Origin of the sequence: Vibrio orientalis CIP 102891 = ATCC 33934, assembly GCF_000176235.1 — a bacterium.
GTDB classification, from domain to species: Bacteria; Pseudomonadota; Gammaproteobacteria; order Enterobacterales; family Vibrionaceae; genus Vibrio; species Vibrio orientalis.
Window position 1 is genome coordinate 794,139 of the sequence record NZ_ACZV01000004.1, and the last position, 20,996, is coordinate 815,134.

13 protein-coding genes and 1 tRNA gene are annotated in these 20,996 nt (G+C 44.4%); 5 read left to right on the forward strand and 9 right to left on the reverse strand.

Features of this window, described 5'->3' with window-relative positions:
* Positions 1-233: 233 nt before the first annotated feature.
* From VIA_RS07020 to VIA_RS07035, 4 genes are all read right to left on the reverse strand, one after another.
* Positions 234-308, reverse strand: a tRNA-Gly gene (locus VIA_RS07020).
* Positions 309-447: 139 nt separating this feature from the next.
* Positions 448-1,806, reverse strand: coding sequence for a transporter substrate-binding domain-containing diguanylate cyclase (locus tag VIA_RS07025; RefSeq protein WP_004412044.1), 1,359 nt, complete (start codon positions 1,804-1,806; stop codon positions 448-450).
* 147 nt (positions 1,807-1,953) lie between these two features.
* Complete coding sequence (locus tag VIA_RS07030) at positions 1,954-3,954, reverse strand: HAMP domain-containing methyl-accepting chemotaxis protein (protein WP_004418714.1); 2,001 nt, start codon at positions 3,952-3,954, stop codon at positions 1,954-1,956.
* 218 nt (positions 3,955-4,172) lie between these two features.
* Complete coding sequence (locus VIA_RS07035) at positions 4,173-4,712, reverse strand: DUF3332 domain-containing protein (protein WP_004412046.1); 540 nt, start codon at positions 4,710-4,712, stop codon at positions 4,173-4,175.
* 558 nt (positions 4,713-5,270) lie between these two features.
* Between VIA_RS07035 and VIA_RS07040 the strand changes: the two genes are divergently transcribed.
* From VIA_RS07040 to VIA_RS07055, 4 genes are all read left to right on the forward strand, one after another.
* Positions 5,271-6,818: an alanine/glycine:cation symporter family protein gene (locus VIA_RS07040; RefSeq protein WP_004412048.1), complete on the forward strand. Its 1,548-nt coding sequence runs from the start codon at positions 5,271-5,273 to the stop codon at positions 6,816-6,818.
* 489 nt (positions 6,819-7,307) lie between these two features.
* Positions 7,308-8,414, forward strand: a complete 1,107-nt coding sequence (pdhA, locus tag VIA_RS07045) for a pyruvate dehydrogenase (acetyl-transferring) E1 component subunit alpha (RefSeq protein ID WP_004412052.1) — start codon at positions 7,308-7,310, stop codon at positions 8,412-8,414.
* Positions 8,407-9,390 (forward strand): alpha-ketoacid dehydrogenase subunit beta, encoded by a 984-nt coding sequence (locus tag VIA_RS07050; protein ID WP_004412054.1) that lies wholly within the window; start codon positions 8,407-8,409, stop codon positions 9,388-9,390. The genes pdhA and VIA_RS07050 overlap by 8 nt, the downstream gene beginning before the upstream one ends.
* On the forward strand, positions 9,387-10,526 hold the full coding sequence (locus VIA_RS07055) for a dihydrolipoamide acetyltransferase family protein (RefSeq protein WP_004418707.1): 1,140 nt from the start codon (positions 9,387-9,389) through the stop codon (positions 10,524-10,526). Before VIA_RS07050 ends, VIA_RS07055 begins: the two co-directional genes overlap by 4 nt.
* Positions 10,527-10,582: 56 nt before the next feature.
* Here the strand turns inward: VIA_RS07055 and VIA_RS07060 are convergent, their stop codons facing one another.
* From VIA_RS07060 to VIA_RS07075, 4 genes are all read right to left on the reverse strand, one after another.
* Complete coding sequence (locus VIA_RS07060) at positions 10,583-11,542, reverse strand: electron transfer flavoprotein subunit alpha/FixB family protein (protein ID WP_004412058.1); 960 nt, start codon at positions 11,540-11,542, stop codon at positions 10,583-10,585.
* A 9-nt stretch (positions 11,543-11,551) separates the two neighbouring features.
* Positions 11,552-12,304 carry an electron transfer flavoprotein subunit beta/FixA family protein gene (locus VIA_RS07065; protein ID WP_004412059.1) on the reverse strand — a complete coding sequence of 251 codons (753 nt, stop codon included), beginning with the start codon at positions 12,302-12,304 and terminating at the stop codon, positions 11,552-11,554.
* Positions 12,305-12,455: 151 nt separating this feature from the next.
* Entirely contained in the window at positions 12,456-13,445 is a 990-nt protein-coding gene (locus VIA_RS07070) for an OmpA family protein (protein ID WP_004412061.1), read from the reverse strand.
* On the reverse strand, positions 13,445-15,889 hold the full coding sequence (locus VIA_RS07075) for a hypothetical protein (RefSeq protein WP_040896751.1): 2,445 nt from the start codon (positions 15,887-15,889) through the stop codon (positions 13,445-13,447). The genes VIA_RS07070 and VIA_RS07075 overlap by 1 nt, the downstream gene beginning before the upstream one ends.
* 697 nt (positions 15,890-16,586) lie before the next feature.
* Between VIA_RS07075 and VIA_RS07080 the strand changes: the two genes are divergently transcribed.
* Complete coding sequence (locus tag VIA_RS07080; protein ID WP_004416202.1) at positions 16,587-18,245, forward strand: electron transfer flavoprotein-ubiquinone oxidoreductase; 1,659 nt, start codon at positions 16,587-16,589, stop codon at positions 18,243-18,245.
* A 15-nt stretch (positions 18,246-18,260) separates the two neighbouring features.
* On the opposite strand, the gene VIA_RS07085 is transcribed toward VIA_RS07080, so the two are convergent.
* Positions 18,261-20,822: a DUF294 nucleotidyltransferase-like domain-containing protein gene (locus tag VIA_RS07085; RefSeq protein ID WP_004412065.1), complete on the reverse strand. Its 2,562-nt coding sequence runs from the start codon at positions 20,820-20,822 to the stop codon at positions 18,261-18,263.
* Positions 20,823-20,996: the final 174 nt, after the last annotated feature.

Sequence of the window (20,996 nt, forward strand, 5' to 3'; positions counted from 1 at the left end):
TAGCGTTTGAATTATAAAAATCTGGCATATAAATGCATCGTGTAAACGAGTAAAAAGGCAGATAGATTTGAGTGAAGAAATAAGAGAATTACATTAAAGACCAAGCCATAGAATAGAATTCTGAGACATTATTTTCAAATTAAAGAAGGAATGAAAAACTTAGAAAAACGAGTGCTACAAACATCTCGTGAGCGACTTGGTCACATGGTCATGCGACGAAAGCAAGAAAGGATTGGAGCGTACTGCGGGAATCGAACCCGCATCATCAGCTTGGAAGGCTGAGGTAATAGCCATTATACGAAGTACGCATCGTCTTGAAGACCTGACCAATATGCCACATCTGACTGAAAAGAAAAGCCTTTTCTTCGTCAATTGAACTAAGTGGTGAACTAAGCATCAATTTACCTAAAGTATGCTGTTTTTATCATCGATTTCACTTAACGCAGATTATGAATAACGCTGAGCAGTCACTTGGTCTTTACCTGATTGTTTGGATTGGTACATCAAATGATCGGCGGTTGACAAGTTAATATCATTTTCGTTGTTACTATAAAATGCGCAGCCCAAACTCACGGTAATCTTCTCGATATCATCTTCAGGTAATTTAACGCTGCGTATCGATGTACAGATATTCTCGGCAAGAGCGATAGCACTTTCATAGCTAAGGTTATTGGCAACAACGACAAACTCCTCTCCTCCGATTCGTGCAAACAAATGTTTGTGCGAAACCACATTCGAGGTCGCGCCAACGACACTGCGTATTACCCGATCGCCTACTTTGTGGCCATGGCTATCATTGATGTTCTTAAAATCATCGATATCGAAGATCATAATCACAATTGAGCCTGGTTGTTTCATCCGTACTTTTAGTTCATTGAAAAAGTGTCGTCGATTACTGATACCTGTCATCTGATCAGTTTCGGACAGCTTCTTGAGCGACTTATTAGCCAGCTCTAAGGCTTGGGTTTTTCGCTTAACAGAGATACGTAAAACAAAAATATATGTCCCGCCCACAAGAAGGAGACCACCAACTATCAGGTGGGTAAGGTATTCAGGGTAAACAGTATTGACGTACATCCAGCGGTTAAAAATTTTCTCTGTGTCTTTAGAGTCTAATTGCTTTATCGCCACAGTTATTTGTTTCTGAAGTTCCGTGTTACCGTCTTTAACTGCCGGCATTAGATCCCCGGAATATAAGTGGCGTACACCGATGAATCGTTTGGGTTCTTTACGGCTATATAGATAAAAGTTGGCGACTTGTAAGTCAGCGACAAAGCCGTCAAGGTCTCCAGAAAAGGCCGCGTCGATCATTTGTTGGTTATTGGCAAAGTTCTTTAACTTAAGATGAGGAAAATGGAGACGAGTAAATTCTTCTTCATAACCGCCACTTACGACTCCAACGACGTAATCATGCTTACCAAAGGTAAGCTCATCCAAGTCGATACCGATTAACTCTTGGTTTATATATAGCTGAGTATCAATAGACATAATGACCGGGGCAAAATCTAAAAAACTCTCACGGTTTTCAGACCAAAGCAGACCCGCATGAACATCCGCCCTACCTTCAGTGACTGCATCTAACGAAGACTGCCAATCTAACAATAGGAACTCTATTTCCACATCGTTTTTTTCACCATAATAGTTCCAATAGTCTATTAAGATACCGTCAGGCTCGCCGTCACTATTAATGAAAGAAAACGGTTTCCATGCCTTAGAATTTGCCACAATGAGCTGCTTAGATTCAGGCTCTTGCGCATAGACCGTCGCGCACATCAAGATGAAAAAACTGACAAAAATTCGTTTCACTACTTACCTTTATAAATAGTAAAGCTCAAGGTATTACTCCTTGAGCTTCTATATTGTTATTGTACAAGTCTAGTATAAATATCAATACTTAAGAGCGCTTGAATTTGGATATGAGAGCCTTATCAATAATTCCTCTGCAAACCACGTTTAGTTGGTTTTAAACTGAGCCATTTCACCATTCAACTCTTCTACTTGTCCACGCACCTGACTGGATATTTGTGCTGACGAGTTTGAGATTTCTGCGACTCCTTCAACTGAAGCAATCACTTGTCCCATAAGAGATTGAATTTCTGCGGTTGCATGCGATTGCTGCTGTGCAGAACTGAGTAAATCTTGCATCTGTTGGTTGAGCGCTTCAATTTGGTGAGTGGTTGAGCTCAGTGTTCCATAGGCCTCTTCGGTGTGGGTTGCCCCTTCTTCGGCTAACGTTTTACTCTTCTCAATTTCACTCACAACCGCTTGAGTCGACGTTTGAATCGCGTTAACGATATTGTTGATCTCAGTCGTTGATTCAGTAGTTCTTGTCGCGAGCATACGCACTTCATCAGCCACTACGGCAAAACCTCGACCATATTCTCCGGCCCGTGCGGCTTCAATCGCAGCATTAAGCGCCAGAAGATTGGTTTGTTCAGCAAGTCCTTCTATCACTTCAGTGACGCGTCCAATTGCCTCGCTTTCTTTGCTTAATGCATCCACTTGGATGCTGGCTTTACCGATCGTGTCATGCAATGTACCAATCGTGGTTTTGTTTAGATCTAACGCCTTCGAGCCCGCTTCGATCTGCACTTTTGATTCAGCTAATGTAGCCGCCGATTGCTCAGCCTGATGCGCCGTATCTGTTGCGGACTGGCTCACTTCACCCACTTGCTGACCAACGAGATCCATGGTCGCTTTTTGGCTATCTACTTGAGTCACCGTCTGAGCATTCGCATTGAGCAATTCGCTCATACTGCCGCTGACCGTATTGGCTTTACTCGTTACGCCTTTGACGATATTTTCCAGTTCATCGTTCATCTTATTAATAGAGTGAGTAAGACTCGCCAGTTCATCGCTACCTTCAACGGCCAGTGGCGATTGTGACACGTCACCATCAGCAATAGATTCTGCTCTCTTGGAAATAACAGAAACTCGACGGCCAATGCTCTTGCCCATAAAGTGCGCGGTTGAGACTGATACTACGACCACTACAGCAATTGAGGCGATAAGCAATTGCAGTACTGTACTCACTGACTGGAAGATACCCTCTCCTGAACGATCCGCTAACGCTTGCTGCTTATTGATCACCATTTCTAAGCTTGAGTCTAACGATTCAACTGCCGGCACTAACTCGTTGGCCATTTTTTGATTCGCCAAATTCCAATCTGGTGCTTTTCTTTGAGCAACGACTTGGTCAGCTAAAGGGAAATAGAGCTGCTGCATTTCTTTAAACAACGACCACAAGCCTTGGTCACTGCTCGACAATAAAGCGACCTTAGAGTCGATTTCAGCAACAGACTTCGCGTGGGACTTTAAAAAATCTTGGTATTTATCAAGATGCTCTTGTTTGCCATAAAGTAAGAAATCACGCATAGATGAAAGCGCGTTGGCCAATGAGGTATAGCTGTCAGCATACAGTCTAAACAAGCGTTTACGCTCTCCACCTTCAGTATTGCCCGCTTCGTCATTAATCAAACCTTGAAGTTGGTCTAATGCGACTTCGGCGATAGGCGCGGCTTCATTAATAAACAGAGCATGCGCGGGCAGGTTCTCTTCACTATGGCTCATCTCTGATATGTCACTGAGCGATTGAGACACTGCGGCCCACTTGGCCACGATCTCTTGATAGCTCTGCTCATCGACTAACTCTTCGAGAGAAATCAGCAGAATCTCGACACGGTCAATCGCCTGAGTGAGGTTATCTTGCTGAGTTTGTTGTAGTGACTCTTCACCACCCAAAAGCATGTATGCTCTTAAAGAAGATACTGTTGCGTGAATAGATTGCTGAAGTGTACGACCCGCATCGACGGTCGGCAAATCACGATCAAGCAATGATGTCGTTTGGGTTTCAACCGTGCTAACACTACGAAAAGTAAAAAATGCGGAAACGATAAAAAGTACTGCAAGTGACAGAAAGCTTAGCTGTAACTTCCCTGATATCGTGAGTTTCATCCATCTAACTCCTAATATTTGGCTCGGCACCAATATAACTGCTATTACAACTATGTAAAATAGTTGTTATTCACGTTTTCTAAACTTTAGTTATAAGTGCCGTTTTACGCGAGGTACAGCTAAATTTTAGGAAGAAAGTAATAGAAGAGGTAAAACGTGAGAAAAGAGAGAGGAAAAAGAAAAGGCCTTCATACATTGCGCATAAAGGCCTAGGATAATTAGATGTTCGTTGTTGCTACGTAGTTAGTCAGTTCGTCATTTGAAACTGTTGTTACGTATTCATCATTTAGGTAGAACGCAACGCTATCTTCTGCTTTCTCACCACGTAGTACTTTTTGCGTACCGTCGATGTACGTGATGTCCATTTGCATTGTGTTCGCGTCAATCTGCTGCATAGTAGCGTGATCAACACTAGAGTTGTTTGACAGTGGAACGTCTTTTAGTGAACTGTCTAAGCTGCCGTTAACTTTGATGTAGTTTTTAGTTGGAGTATCAACCACAGCTGGAGACTTGCCTGAAAGTGGGTTAGTACCTGTCCAGAATTCAATTGCGTTGATCACGAATAGATCGACTGTACCCGCAATACCGTATGCTGGAGAAAGAAGTAGGAACATACCTTCACGAGCGTAACGGTTATCAACCACTTCTAGGTTGAACTTTGATACTAGACCAGTTGTTGCCATTTGACCCATACAACCTGTTAACGAAGTTAGACCTAAACCAGCAACAATTGCCACTTTCAACACGTTAGATTTCATAATTTACCACCATAATTATTTGAGGTGGCAGATAATACTCCTGAATATTTCTAAATCCATATTCTTACTAAACATTTTACACAAAGTTTACTGTGTTAAGTTTCTGTTTTTAGGTGGGTTTATTCCTACAGATGAATAAATCATCGCTTGTAAACTCACTGGTTAACATACAATCAACCGCGTAGTAAAAGATGCTTAATTTATACGCAACCAGCATAATATCTATCTCTACTTAATCCCCCACTTCCATCATGTTTATATGGTTAATGAGTAATCAATTAGTGTTATCGTCACAGCCGAGATCAATAGATAAAACCATTAATTAAAACAACAGGCAGTCATATACGCCATTACATTAGGTGTTTTTCAGTGATTAATGCCAACAAATTACACATCAATTAGCTAAATTTAGAATTGCTCGCTGGATCATATTTTCCATCAATGATGTTGCTTAGATATTTATAAAATGAATAATAGGCAAGGTTACACAAATGTAACAAAACACAACTTCATATAAATATTAATAATATAAACACCTATTTCACAGGCAGGAAAAGCATGACAAAGCGTATATCGCTGGCCGTATTGGCGAGTCTATTTGCAGGTAGCGCTGCAGCATCCACTTTGGATGACAAAATCAACGAAGTCGTTGCACCTATCGTTAACCCATTTGTAGGAATGATCTTTTCGACTATTCCCTTCCCTTTTACAGACGTACAGGTGCCGTGGATCGTTCTTTGGTTAGTTGTTGCAGCAACTTTCTTCACCTTCTACTTAGGCTTTATTAACGTTCGCGGATTCAAACACGCGGTTCAGTTAGTATCGGGGAAGTTCTCGAATCCTAAATCAAAAGCTGACGGTGAGGTTTCTCACTTTCAAGCTCTAACTACTGCACTATCTGGTACGGTTGGTCTTGGTAACATCGCTGGTGTTGCTGTTGCCGTTTCGATTGGTGGCGCTGGTGCGACATTCTGGATGATCCTTGCAGGTCTACTCGGTATGTCGAGTAAATTTGTAGAGTGTGCTCTGGGTGTTAAATACCGTAATACCAACCCTGATGGTTCGGTATCTGGCGGCCCTATGTACTACCTAAGCAAAGGTTTGGCAAAGCGCGGCAATGCGGCTCTCGGTCGTACTCTTGCGGTTCTATTCTCTGTATTCGCTATTGGTGGTGCACTTGGCGGCGGTAACATGTTCCAAGCAAACCAAGCGTTCAAACAGGTTGTTGGCGTAACAGGTGGTGATGCATCTTTCTTCGCTGACAAAGGCTGGTTATTTGGTCTTATTCTTGCAGTTATTGTCGGCATCGTGATCATCGGTGGTATCAAGTCAATCGCGAAAGTAACAGAGAAAGTTGTTCCTTTCATGGCAACTATTTACGTTGGTGCGGCAATTATCATCATTGCGATGAACTACGATCGAATCGATGACGCATTTGCTGCAATCTTCAACGGTGCATTCACTGGTGAAGGTATTACAGGTGGTGTAATCGGCGTTCTTATCCAAGGTTTCAAACGTGCAGCGTTCTCGAACGAAGCAGGTGTTGGTTCAGCGGCTATTGCTCACGCAGCAGTTAAAACTAAAGAGCCAATGTCTGAAGGTTTCGTATCACTACTAGAACCATTCATCGATACTGTTGTTATCTGTACGATGACAGCGTTAGTTATCATCATCACTGGTTATCTAGATACAGATACTGGCCTTGCAGGTGTAGAACTAACTTCAGCAGCATTCGGTAGCGCAATCAGCTGGTTCCCATATGTACTTGCAATCGCCGTTGTTCTGTTTGCGTTCTCTACTATGATTTCTTGGTCTTACTACGGCCTGAAAGCTTGGACTTACCTATTTGGTGAGAGCAAAACAGCAGAGCTTATCTTTAAAGTTAAATTCTGTGTGTTTGTTGTGATTGGCGCAGCTATGAACCTAGGTCCAGTTATCGACTTCTCTGATGCAATGATCTTTGCAATGGCACTAGTGAACATTGTTGGTCTTTACATTCTTGTACCAGAAGTTAAGCGCGACCTAGCTGACTACCTAGAGCGTTTCAACGCAGGTAAAGTGTACAAAGTTCAGCAAGAAGGCAAACTAACGCAACAGCCTGAGTAATCCTAAGCGCATTGCTTAATCATTACTAAGCTCAATCATTACTAAGAACAAGCAGCAGGCCACGGTCTGCTGCTTTTTTATTGTCATTTTTTCACTGGCATCAAACAAACCTTTGTTTTGCTGATTTATCACTCATAAGTATAAAGCTCTACCTTTCGTCAAAGCTGAAATCAAAAACTAGAATGATCCTCCAGATGTTTTCTCGCAAGTTCCACCCGCTACCCTCTATTTCGTTCTGCTTATTAGCCATTTTTAACATTTTGGTTACACTTATACATAACCAACGCTTTTGAAATTGTTCGCTACTTTATCGGAGGTTTTCAGACAAAAACTTTCGTTACTAACAAGCAGTCAGTAGGTTATTTCAATTTGCGTTACAAGATGTATGAAGTTTAGGTATCTATCTTGGTGCGCGTTCGAAACATGAACAGCGGGCCAAACAAGATTGCTATCGGTGCGATCCACCTTTGCAATATCAAGGAGATAGTAATGAATGTTCAGACACTTCCGATGCTACGGTTTATTGATTTTCAAGGAGAGTCAGTTAACCAGCTACCAGCATGGGCAGATTTATCAACGTTAGTGCGATTCTATAAAGATATGGTACTAACCCGAACCTACGACAACAAAGCGGTCGCCTTACAACGAACTGGTAAGCTAGGGACCTACCCTTCGCACCTAGGCTCAGAAGCCTATGGCGTGGCGATCGGCCATGCAATGCACCCCAGAGATGTGTTCGTCCCCTACTACCGCGATATGCCCGCTATGTGGGTCAGAGGCATCCCAATGGAAAAAAATCTTCAATATTGGGGCGGGGATGAACGCGGTAGTGACTTTCATGTCACACCAAGCGATGGTGAATCGCCGGAACATTGCCGTGACTTGCCATTTTGCGTTCCAATTGCTACCCAATGCACTCATGCAGTAGGTGTCGCTGCGGCACTGAAAATTGAACATCAACACCACGCTGCACTCGTCACTTGTGGCGACGGCGCTACGTCGAAAGGTGATTTCCTAGAAAGTATTAACTGCGCTGGCGCTTGGAATCTTCCATTGGTATTTGTCGTTAATAACAATCAATGGGCGATTTCCGTTCCGCGAGCACTTCAATCCGCTGCTGAGTTCCTATCAGATAAAGCCAAAGGCGCGGGTATTCAGGGTGTAACCGTCGATGGCAATGACATTGTGGCTGTACACGACTGTGTACTGGCTGCTCTCGACCGAGCTAGAAAGGGTAAAGGGCCAACGCTGATTGAAGCGATAAGCTATCGCCTAAGTGATCACACTACTGCCGATGACGCAAGCCGCTATCGCAGTAACGACGAACTTTCCGAGGCTTGGCAGTACGAACCCATTGTTCGACTTAAAGCCTACCTTGTCGCAAAGAACGCTTGGAGTGATGAGCAGGAACAAGCGTGGCTGACAGCATGTAAAGAACAAGTAGAAACCGCGGTTGAGCATTACATGAACCTGCCCCCACAAGCCCCTGAAACCGCCTTTGATTATCTTTACGAGCAATCTCCACTGGAACTCAATCAACAGCGCGACAAAGTGATCAACAAAGCGATGCGAATGCAGGGAGGCAAACATGGCTGAATTGACATTAGTTGAAGCGGTTAACCTAGCTCTACATCATGAGATGGATAAAGACCCAACAGTGGTGCTGCTTGGCGAAGATGTCGGTGATAATGGTGGGGTCTTTAGAGCAACCGTTGGCCTTAAAGAACGATTTGGCCTCAAACGAGTGATTGACTCACCGCTAGCTGAAGCGCTAATTGGCGGTGTAACCGTCGGTATGGCATCTCAAGGTTTACGACCAATCGCAGAGTTCCAGTTCCAAGGGTTTGTCTTCCCAGCGATGGAACACTTGATGTGTCATGCAGCGCGAATGCGAAACCGAACTCGCGGAAGATTAACCTGCCCTGCCGTGTTTCGCGCTCCGTTTGGTGGCGGTATACACGCACCAGAGCACCACTCTGAAAGTATTGAGGCTTTGTTTGCTCATATTCCCGGCTTTAAAGTCGTCATCCCATCCTCTCCTCAAAGAGCTTACGGTTTGTTACTCGCTTCTATCAGAAGTAACGACCCTGTGATGTTCTTTGAACCCAAACGTATTTATCGCACTGTTAAATCTGACGTTATCGACAGCGGAGAGGCACTCCCACTCGATACGTGTTTTACCCTGCGCAAAGGCCGAGACATTACCTTAGTAACTTGGGGAGCTTGTGTGGTTGAATCTTTGCAAGCAGCACAAACGCTTTCCTCACAAGGGATAGAAGTCGAAGTGATTGATCTCGCCAGTATCAAGCCGATTGATATGGACACCATTCTACGTTCGTTAGAGAAAACCGGACGTCTACTTGTTGTCCATGAAGCCAGTCGAACCTGCGGCGTTGGCGCAGAGATACTGGCCCGCACCGCCGAGCATGCGATGTGTTTACTTAAAGCCCCTCCTCGGCGCGTAACGGGTATGGACACCATCATGCCTTATTACAGAAACGAAGATTATTTCATGATTGAAGAACAAGACATTGTACTCGCTGCTAGAGAGCTCGTGGAGGGATGGAAATGAAAACATTCTTATTACCCGATCTCGGTGAAGGACTCGCCGAATCTGAAATTGTTGAGTGGCATATTAAGGTTGGTGACAGTGTCGAGCTAGACCAAGTGGTATTAACGGTTGAAACAGCCAAAGCAGTTGTGGAAGTTCCCGCGCCCTACTCTGGTGTCGTTATTAGCCGTCATGGCGAAGCCGGCGATGTCATCAATATCGGTGCGCTATTGCTTGAAATTGAAGAGCAGCCTGAGTTAGTGGGTTCAACTTCATCAGCCCAAAGTAATAAAACCGATGCAGCAACAGTGGTCGGTAATGTCTCGCACACGACACACCAAGTGGATGTCGATGATTTTTGGATTGGCAGTACCCACAATCCAACCAATGAAGAATTGGTCACTGCACTGCCTTCTGCAAGGTTACTAGCAAAGAAACTTGGCGTCGACTTGAATACGGTTCATGGTAGTGGAGCCAATGGGATGGTCACCGATGCAGACATTTACACTGAGGCGCGTAAACAAAGCCCAGGAACAGAGGTTCTTAAAGGGGCGCGGCGCACTATGGTGTCTACCATGTCAGACTCTCACCATAACGTTGCCGCGGTCACCATTACTGAAGAGGCAAGCCTCGCTAACTGGTCAAGTTCTGAAGATATCTCCGGCCGATTAATTAAAGCGGTGGTTTATGCCTGTCAGCAAGAGCCTGCGATGAACGCATGGTTTGATGCAGAAACGATGACAAGGTGTGTACATAGTAGAGTCAATATTGGTATCGCGGTCGATAGCAGTCACGGTTTATACGTTCCGGTGCTTAAACATGCCGAAACCTTTAACAATGACGATATTCGAAACTGGCTAAATGAAACCGTCAAAGGGATTCGAGAGCGTAAGATTGGCCGAGAAAGCCTGCAAAATGCGACGATTACCCTCTCCAACTTTGGCGCGATTGCTGGGATATTTGCCACTCCGGTCGTCTCCCCCCCTCAAGTAGCGATCGTCGGCGCAGGTCGAATCATTGAACGGGTCATAATGGACCATGGCAAGCCAACTGCAATCAAAGTGATGCCGCTATCGATTACCTTTGACCATCGGGCCTGTACCGGCGGCGAAGCAGCAAGATTTACCAAAAAACTGGTCGAACATTTACAGCGCTAAACAAAAACGCCGAATCATCGATTCGGCGTTCATTTTATGTTTTTTAATCTAGTCACTTAGCTATCAATCTTTTCAATAAACTCTGGCAGCAAAGTAAATAGATCCCCGACTAACCCATAATCGGCAATTTCAAAAATAGGCGCGTCTGGATCGCTGTTAATGGCGACAATCACTTTAGAGTCTTTCATGCCCGCTAAATGCTGTATCGCCCCAGAAATACCAATCGCAATATAGAGCTTAGGCGCGACAATTTTACCCGTCTGACCAACTTGCAGATCATTGGTGACAAATCCGGCATCCACTGCGGCTCTGGAAGCGCCAATCGCGCCGCCTAACTTATCGGCCAACGCTTCAACCATCGCGAAATTTTCCTTACTCCCCACACCGCGACCTCCGGAAATGACCACGTCAGCAGCAGAAAGCTCAGGACGAGCGCTTTCAGTCACCACTTGTCCTACCATCTCGGTATAAATGGATGGCACATCTACGTCGATGGCTTCCACAGGAACATTCGTTTCCCCGTCACTGCTGACTTTCTCAAACGCTGATTCACGAATCGTCATAACGATTATTGCATCTTGAGAAGATACCTTAGCTAAGGCATTACCAGCATAGATTGGTCGAATCACAGTGTCAGCGGCTTCTATCGCGATCACATCAGAAAGCTGTCCTACATCGAGCAGCGCAGCAATTCTTGGTGAGAGATCTTTACCAAAAGAGCTCGCCGAAGTGAGGATATGAGAATAGGCATCTGCCATAGCGGCAATCATCGGAGCAAGACGCTCACTCAATGGAGTGCTTAGCCTTGGATCCGAGATCACCACAACTTTGGTTAGTCGCGGTAAGTTGATACAAGCCTGAACGAGGTCGTCACATATGTCACCAATCAAAAGTAAATCTAACGGCGCGCTATCAACATGCTTCGACACTTGGCTCGCCGCTTCTATGGCCGATAATGTGCCTGAAGATAATCTTTTACCATCATGTTCAGCAACAATAAGGATTCGGTTACTCATAGTGCCTCCCTAATCAATAACTTTAGCTTCATTACGTAACTTATCAACCAACTCATCGACACTTGCCACCATAACGCCAGAAGTTCTCAACGGAGGAGCCATCACTTCGATAATGGTTTGAGAGCTTTCAATCACAACCTCTAGCTCGTCAGGAGTCACACTTTCCATTGGCTTACGTTTGGCTTTCATAATGTTGGGCAAAGACGCATAGCGCGGTTCATTGAGACGTAGATCAGTACTGATAATCGCCGGCAACGCTAACTTAAGCCGCTCTAAGCCACCATCTACTTCTCTTTCCACTTCAACATTATCGCCATCAACGGTTAACTTAGAGGCGAACGTCGCCTGAGGTAGACTAGTTAACGCCGCCAACATCTGCGCCACTTGATTGTTATCAGTATCAATGGATTGCTTCCCAAGCAGCACGATACCCGCTTGCTCTTTCTCCATTAGTGCTTTCAGCACTTTTGCGACGCTGAGTGGCTGGCAGATTTGGTCAACACAGACGTGAATCGCTCTATCTGCGCCCAAAGCTAATGCTGAACGTAACTGCTCCTGACACTCATCACCGCCCAGTGAAGCCACAATAACTTCATCAGCTACGCCTGCTTCTTTCATGCGGATCGCTTCTTCAACCGCGATTTCACAAAATGGATTAATCGCCATTTTGACATTATCGGTTTCGACACCAGAGCCATCTGACTTAATCCGAACTTTGACATAAGGGTCGACGACACGCTTAATCGCTACTATAACTTTCATCGTACTCTCCGAAATACCATCCAATAAATTGAGCTTAGTAAAGTTTACGTTTACGTCAACTAGAGGCCAGGCACTGATTGAAACTTTACCAACCGTTCATTAATGAAAAAGCCGCTGATATTGACTATCAGCGGCTTTGATTTAGTTTGCTTTACTTCCTCACGAATTCAAATTGAGGAATAGTAACCTCAACTCGGCGATTATTAGCTCGTCCTTGTGAAGTAGAGTTAGGCGCAATTGGCTGCGTTTCTCCGTGACCATCAATGGATATTCGGCTTGAATCAATACCCTCACTTTCAAGGAAGTTGGACACTTCTGTTGCCCTTTGTATTGAAAGTGCCTGGTTATAAGACGAAGACCCTGTTGAATCTGTATGCCCCACAACTTCAACTTTAGCCTCAGGGTACTCTTTTAGTGTTGCCACTAACTGCGACAGCTGTTGGCTAGATGACTCGTTAAGTTCACTACTCTCTGAATCAAACGGCCCAGAGCTTAAAGTGACTTTGTCAAACATTTCTGATTTAGTGATAGATTGTGGATGCTGCTCTGTAACCATCGGCTCTTCTATTACTGAATCAGTTTGTATTTCAACCAACTGGGCTTGCTCAGAACTGTGACCCCAAGTACGCGCAACCTGAATAAACGCAGCTGAATAATCACTGTCGTAGAGATTGTACTCAAGTCGTGCAAACCAGTTCTCATTCAAGTTCCAACGAATACCTAGGCCTGATGCAAAACTCACTTTATGTTCCACATTTAGGTTTGCAGCACTACCTTGAAAGTTAGCATCTAAGTAGTTCGCACCCAATTTTCCATATACTGACCACTCACTCGACGAAGAAGGCCAATATAGTAAACCACTCAATCCGTAGTTTTGGTACTCGACAGCACCATCATTGTCATTGAGATCATAACTGCTCAAATAGCTATAGCTACCCTCTAAAGCCGTATAACTGCCAATATTTTTACCCAAGAATAGCGTCCCAGCAAATTTTCGTTGGTCATCTTGTTCTTGTTGGTTGATATCTGGGCTTAAATTAGACATGCCCAATCCTAAACCAGTATAGAAATCTGTCGAAGCACAAGCTAAAGACGAAAATAAAGCCACTGTGAGTAAAGAAAAAATCATTCTCTTTTGCATTATTTGGCTCCTCTAAAGCGTCTTACGCCTGACAGTAACGCCAACAAACCCAGAGCAAAAATCGAAGTTGAGCCACCGTTAGTCCCTACTGTTACGGTGCTAAGTTCATTTTTTGGGGGAACAACGTCTATTACTACTGGCAGCGGATCATCTCTATTATCTAGTGGATCTAAACCTTGTACTCTTTCTAAATAATCGGGTAGCGTCCCACCATCGCTATTTTTCACACTTTTCTTGTCATTTGGGTCTGTTCCTTCAAGCTGCTCGATGGAATCTGGAACACCGTCACCATCACTGTCAGTACCGCTAAAGTCCGTAGCATTATTCGGGTCTGTGCCTTCTAAGAACTCAACACCATCGGGCACTCCATCACCGTCACTGTCTTTGGTGAAATCATCGTCACCAACGGTTGCATCTAGCCCCAGTTGCTTCTCTGCGTAATCAGGTAGACCACCGTTATCACCGTCTTTAAAACTGGTCGCATCATTTGGATCAGTGCCTTCTAATATTTCGATTGCATCCGGAACACCGTCACCATCACTGTCAGTACCGCTAAAGTCCGTATCATCATTCGGGTCCGTGCCTTCTAAGAATTCAACACCATCGGGCACACCATCACCGTCACTGTCTTTGGTGAAATCATCGTCACCAACGGTTGAATCTAGCCCCAGTTGCTTCTCTGCGTAATCAGGTAGACCACCGTTATCACCGTCTTTAAAACTGGTCGCATCATCTGGATCAGTGCCATCTAATATTTCGATTGCATCCGGAACACCGTCACCATCACTGTCAGTACCGCTAAAGTCCGTATCATCATTCGGGTCTGTGCCTTCTAAGAACTCAACACCATCGGGCACACCATCACCGTCACTGTCTTTGGTGAAATCATCGTCACCAACGGTTGCATCTAGCCCCAACTGCTTCTCTACATAATCAGGTAGACCACCGTTATCACCGTCTTTAAAACTGGTTGCATCATTTGGATCAGTGCCTTCTAATATTTCGATTGCATCCGGAACACCGTCACCATCACTGTCAGTACCGCTAAAGTCCGTATCATCATTCGGGTCTGTGCCTTCTAAGAACTCAACACCATCGGGCACTCCATCACCGTCACTGTCTTTGGTGAAATCATCGTCGCCAACGGTTGCATCTAGCCCTAACTGCTGCTCTACGTAATCAGGTAGACCACCGTTATCACCGTCTTTAAAGCTGGTTGCATCATTTGGGTCTGTCCCCTCTAGCACTTCGATAACATCAGGGACACCATCACCGTCGCTGTCAGTACCCTTGGAATCTGAGGCATCATTTGGATCTGTACCTTCTAGTATTTCTATGCCGTCAGGAATGCCGTCACCGTCTGTATCTTGGCCGAAATCGTCATCGCCCTTCGTTGCGTCTAACCCTGCCTGTTTTTCGAGATAGTCTGGCAATCCACCGTCATCCTCATCTTTAAAGCTGGTAGCATCATTTGGGTCAGTACCTTCGATAACTTCAACTGCATCGGGGACGCCGTCGTTGTCAGAGTCTAAGTAATTTGAATTTGAGTTAGGATCTGTACCTTGTTGGATTTCAATTGCATCGGGAACCCCATCCCCATCATTGTCAGGCAACGAAAGGTAGTATTTTCCCATATCATCATCTGAGCTATCTGACGGGTCAGTCACTGGATAAAATGTAAATTGCTCGGTATAGTCTGGAACCCCACCAGAGTCCGAGTCTATATAAGACGCGCCATCAGTCTCATCGGTTCCATCTCTCAGCTCAACAATATCAGGAACACCGTCTCCATCAGAGTCTGGTCCTGGTGAACGTAACTCGCTATAGGTAGCATCAAAATAGTTGTAATTACCTGCGGTGCTGCCAGCAGAGGCATCCATCCAATAGCCTACCCCGCTAGATAACTCAGTTCCTATGTTCGAGAATAGAACCCCAACAGCTCGCCCATTATTATCAGAAGCCGTAAGCGTTCCAGACCCTATATTAGAAAAGGTATGGTAGGCAATTGAATCTAGCTCTTGACCTACATTGAAATATCTATCATAAACAGAAGCACTCTGCCCTGAGCCTAGACTTGGCGCCGTCACGTTCGAGAAGTTAGTTAAAAATTGAGCCGCACTACTATTTCCAGAGTTCTGATGATCACCGAAGAAAAACAGCGCCTTCCCCCCCAAGTTGACGTAATCAACTAACGCCGAGACTTCAGTATTCGTTAATGCACTACTTAGACTTGCATAGTAAATGCCTTGATATACAGATAAGTCAACAGTTGGTAAACTAGTTCCAGAATGCCTAGTAACTGTGTGACCATTATTTTGCAACGATGAAATTACAGCTCGTAAATACGTCCCTTCTTCTACCACCAATATATTGTCCGCATATGAGTAACCACTCAAAATAATTGCAAAGGCAGCTCCAGCACAATACTTTAATATTAATCTCACAATACCTCACCTTATTAATCTTAATTATATGGTCATATAAGCTTTGTTGCCTAATTCAGGCTGACTTTTATGCGCTCTTTTTCCCGAGATCGTGTCCAACCATTTAATTACGTTTAAATTTCAACAACTTGAACATTGCATTTATCAGACTTGATGTCCCTACCAACACTATAACAATTAAATATTTGCTTCTTCATTTATAAAAAATAAATAGAATCAAGGCAGTTCAAGACCTAGTTGTAATCTCATCAATTGTTCTTTACTAACCTAGTTTCGACGCAGTCCAACTCATTTTACAAAACAAAATGGACACATAGTAATAGGAATTAAAGAATATAGATGTGGAAGTATTCCTACAAAAGTAGGAGCGCCCAGTAGTAGTAATATTGAATCATAATCAGTAATTTTAACGAAGAATATTTTCTTTTATACATTTCCAGTCAATCCGTTATAAGCAATCTTCAAAAATTCTTACATCCACTCTGTATCGATTGTTTAGTTATTTAATTTTCGATCCAATTAACGCAGAGGGAATATTTATCCCTATAACTGTCAATATGCTATATATCCTGAAACGGACGAAACACGCGTTCGTTCCTTCCCATTCATTTAGCCGATGAGGACATGCCAAAGTTTACGTTTACGTCAACTGTAACTATATTTAGTGATATTGTTCACCCGAACTAGGCGAAGAGAGATGGAACGAGAAAGTATGGACTTTGATGTGGTGATTGTTGGCGCTGGCCCTGCAGGGTTATCTGCAGCCTGTAAACTTGCACAACTTTCTAAGCAACGCGACCAACCTGTTTCTATCTGTGTGGTTGAAAAAGGGCCTGAAGTTGGTGCACATATATTGTCTGGTGCCGTATTTGAAACTCGTGCACTTGATGAGCTGTTCCCTGACTGGCAAGAACAAGGCGCTCCGGTTCAAACCCAAGTATCAAGTGACCAATTACTCTACCTAACCAGTAAACACAATCATGTTGGCGTGCCTAAGTTTCTAAGCCCTAGCTCTTTACACAATGACTCAAGTAACTACGTTATTAGCCTCGGCAAACTATGCCAATGGTTGGCCGACAAAGCTGAAACAATGGGGGTCGAGATCTTTCCGGGTTTCCCAGCCAGTGACGTCTGCTATGACGAGTCTGGCCAAGTCTGTGGCGTAATCACCGCAGAAATGGGATTAGATAAGGAAGGACAGCGTAAAAGTGGCTTTCAAGCTGGCGTTCAACTGAATGCTAAATTCACGGTATTTGCCGAAGGCGCTCGGGGCCACCTCGGCAAAAACTTGATTGCGAACTTCAATCTGGCTGCCGACTCTCAGCCACAGCATTACGCGCTAGGCATTAAAGAGGTTTGGAAAGTCAGTGATGACCAGCCACTCTACGCTCAAGGCACAGTGCTTCACACTGCTGGCTGGCCGCTAACCGAATCCCAAGCTAATGGTGGTGGCTTTCTTTATCACTTAGAAGATAACCTGATTGCCGTCGGCCTGATCACCGACCTTAACTACCACAATCCTTATTTAAGCCCTTTTGAAGAATTTCAGCGCTTTAAGCACCATCCATCCATTGCTCCCTTTCTAAAAGATGCTGAACGCATTGCTTATGGTGCGCGCGCTCTGGCAAAAGGTGGCTTGCTTTCACTGCCGAAGCAACAGTTTCCCGGCGGGTTACTTATCGGCTGTGACGCGGGCACACTCAACTCAGCCAAGATCAAAGGCTGTCATACCGCGATGAAGTCAGGGCTACTAGCTGGCGAAGCAATATTTACCGCGCTTTACCAAGAAGAGTCCGAACCTGATTACCACTCTCTATTTGCCGATTCTTGGCTGTATCAAGAACTCAATCAACATCGAAACTTTCCGGGTGCTATTCATCAATTCGGGCCAATTTGGGGCGGTGCTCTCGCGACATTTGAGCAAAACCTGTGGCAACGTTTAAGTGGGGGCTCTACGCCTTGGAACTTATTAGATCCTCAGGCTGATTACGTTAACCTTCATGAACGCTCACGCTGCAAGCCTATACATTATGATAAGCCCGATGGTGTGCTTAGTTTTGATAAGACCTCTTCCGTCTATTTGTCTTCAACGCACCATGAGGAAAATCAGCCCTGTCATCTGATTTTGACTGACTCGGCCTTACCCCTTTCCAGTCATATGACACTGTTTAATGAACCGAGCCAGCGATACTGTCCGGCTGGGGTTTATGAAGTAATTGAGGTTGACGGTAAACCTAAGTTTCAGATCAATGCCGCCAATTGTTTACACTGTAAAACCTGCGACATAAAAGACCCATCGCAAAACATTACATGGCGTCCACCAGAAGGCGGTGGGCCTAACTATAACGCCATGTAAGTTCCACTTTGGTTTCTAACGAATAAACGACTGAAGCTCATCTATTTCAAAGTCAGCCTTAATTTTGTCACGAAACAGTGACAATCGGTTGAGCACGTTCTTAAACAACTGCTGTTCAATAACCGTTAAGTCATTGAGTGGCAATAGATCATTGACTTGACGAAGGTCGCTGTACTCAATGATTTGATTCATAAAGCGTAGCTGCCAAATATGATCAAACAGGTAGACCATTTCTCGATGTACTTTAGGATCCGTTTCTCCTGCAGTAAGCACGCCTTTCAAGCGTGATAACGAATTACTCTCTCTGATATTGAGCTTTAATGCATACAGACGGGCAAAGAGTTCAATTGGCCTTAGGCACTCTTTCAGGTTAATGGCTGTAGAACCTAACTCATCCAGTGTAGGCACTTGATGCGCTAAGCAGTGCTGCGCGTAGGTTGGTAAGAAGTTAGGCGTATCTTCAAGCTTATGTTGTATATGGGTTTGAATATTGTCAGCTAAGCGGCCCTCGCCGTAGGTCGAGCGAATATCAAAGAACACATTAAGCTCCAAGATCGAGTCAGACGTTGCTTGCTCAATCCATTGGGTGAAGTTGTGCTTCCACTCCTGTTCACTTAAACACCATTGATGGTTAGAGGCCATAATCAAGCCATCACAGTAGCTATAGCCTGCTTGGTTGAGCATTGCACACACTCTTTCGGCCAAGTGTAAAAAGTATCGACGTATCGCTTTTAGGTCTTGATCATCCGGTGTTTCAAATACAATCGCATTATCTTGATCCGAGAACAGCGTCATATCGTGGCGCGCATTACTGCCAAAGGATAGGAAAGAGAAAGGCACTGGAGGTTCGCCAATTTCTTCAATGGTTAAATCAATAAACCGACAAATGGCAGCGTCATAGGTACTGCCAATCAAACGCCGTAAATAATCTGGACGAGTTCCGGCCGAGATCATCTCACGGATTAGGTCCGTCAATCGATTCAATGACTCAATAACGTGGCTGTGACTCTGACCTTGTTCAATATCAACGACGATACTGGCACTGGTCTTTTGATAATCTGACGTAGGGTTTACCGAGCCAAAGCTGCCACCGTAAATTTTGCGCACAATTGGGCGAAATGAAATGACATGACCAAGCTTTTCCGACAAAAAGATACGTGACGTACTCAATATAATATCGATGGTACGGCCACTTTTGGTCACGATCTGAGCCTCAAACTCAGCAGGCTCAGTCTCATGATTAAATAGCTTGATTAAATGGCGCAGTACACGGCTGTTTTGCGGTAAATCGGAAAACAGATCTTGCCAAATTGACCCAGATTTCAATTCGGTATCGGTATAACCGAGTAGTTGATGTAAGCGGCTATTCGAAAAGATGATTTTTCCGTCTGCTTCTAGGATATAACCTTCATTTGACGACTCAACCAAGGCTTTATAGCGGTTTTTCGCTTCATGCAATGCGAGTTCTGCTCGTTTTTTTCGGCGATCTATCACCTTTGACTGGCCAATCACGTATAGCATAATCGCCACTAGCCCGAGCGTAATTGCGACAAAAATACGGAATAAAGTCCCTTCAAGTTTATCTATTTCGTGCTGAACGTCATCAAAATAGACACCCGTTCCGACGATCCATTGCCACTCCTCTACTCCTTCAACATAGGTCATTTTTGGTGCGGTGATGGTTGGGTCATCTTTCCATTGCCATTGGTACTCTAAAAATCCGTGTTGCGATGCTCTGACGAGTTTGGTGATTTCGACAAAGACAGGGATAGAACGACCGCTGTCATTACCGACATAATGAGTTAAATCTTGATTGGTGAGATCACTACGATAAGGATGCATAACCATTTTCGGCTGCATATCGGTGATAAAGAAATAGTCCTTATTTTCAGGGCCATAGCGCATGGATTTGATTTCCATTGCCGCTTTTTGTTGTGCTTCTGGCAAGGTTAAGACCCCACGCTGTTCCAGAGCGACGTAGCTATCAATCACACTTACCGCTGTCGAGGTCAGCTCTTGCAGCATCTGACGCTTTTGACTCATCATTGAGTTTTCAACAAGAGGAAGAATCACGTAAACAATCGCGGTAATGAATAGGACGATAGCTGCGATGGTAGGCAAGATAATGCGTAAGTTGAACTGACTCAAAGGCGTGCTCGGTTCGTCATTCTCTCGGCTTAACCCGTTGAAGTAATCAGCAAGCTCTGTTTCATCCAGCACATCACCTAAGGTCTCATCTTGGTCTACGTCATGGTACTTCGCGGCAAACGAGCCATTCTCAAAATCAGCTCGGCTAGGTAAGTATCCATGGTAATCATCACGTATATGAGCTTCAAAAACATCGCGAATTTGTTGATTGGTGTATTTGCTACCAAATTCCTTGATTGCTTCAGCAAGTGCTTCTTTACAGTGACGAAAGCGGCGGTGAGAGTACGGATCAAAATCGAGCTCCTTTGCCATGGTTTCACCATGCTCTTGGCCATTATGGTCAAAAAAGCCATCGATCCAGCGGTGAATGTCTTCGCCACGTACACCAAATAGTCGTTCAGTACGATCTGCATGTTCAGAAATTTTCATTCAGTTTCACTTAACCTAGCATCATATTGATAAAATACTCACAACGTGATGTGCGTTGCATTTTTATTAACCACCAATCACCACACCTATAGTGCAGACCCGTTAATTAATTCAAATCAATATTTATAAACTGCCACTTTCCTACTATGTGTCCATTGTTTTGATTCGAATTTT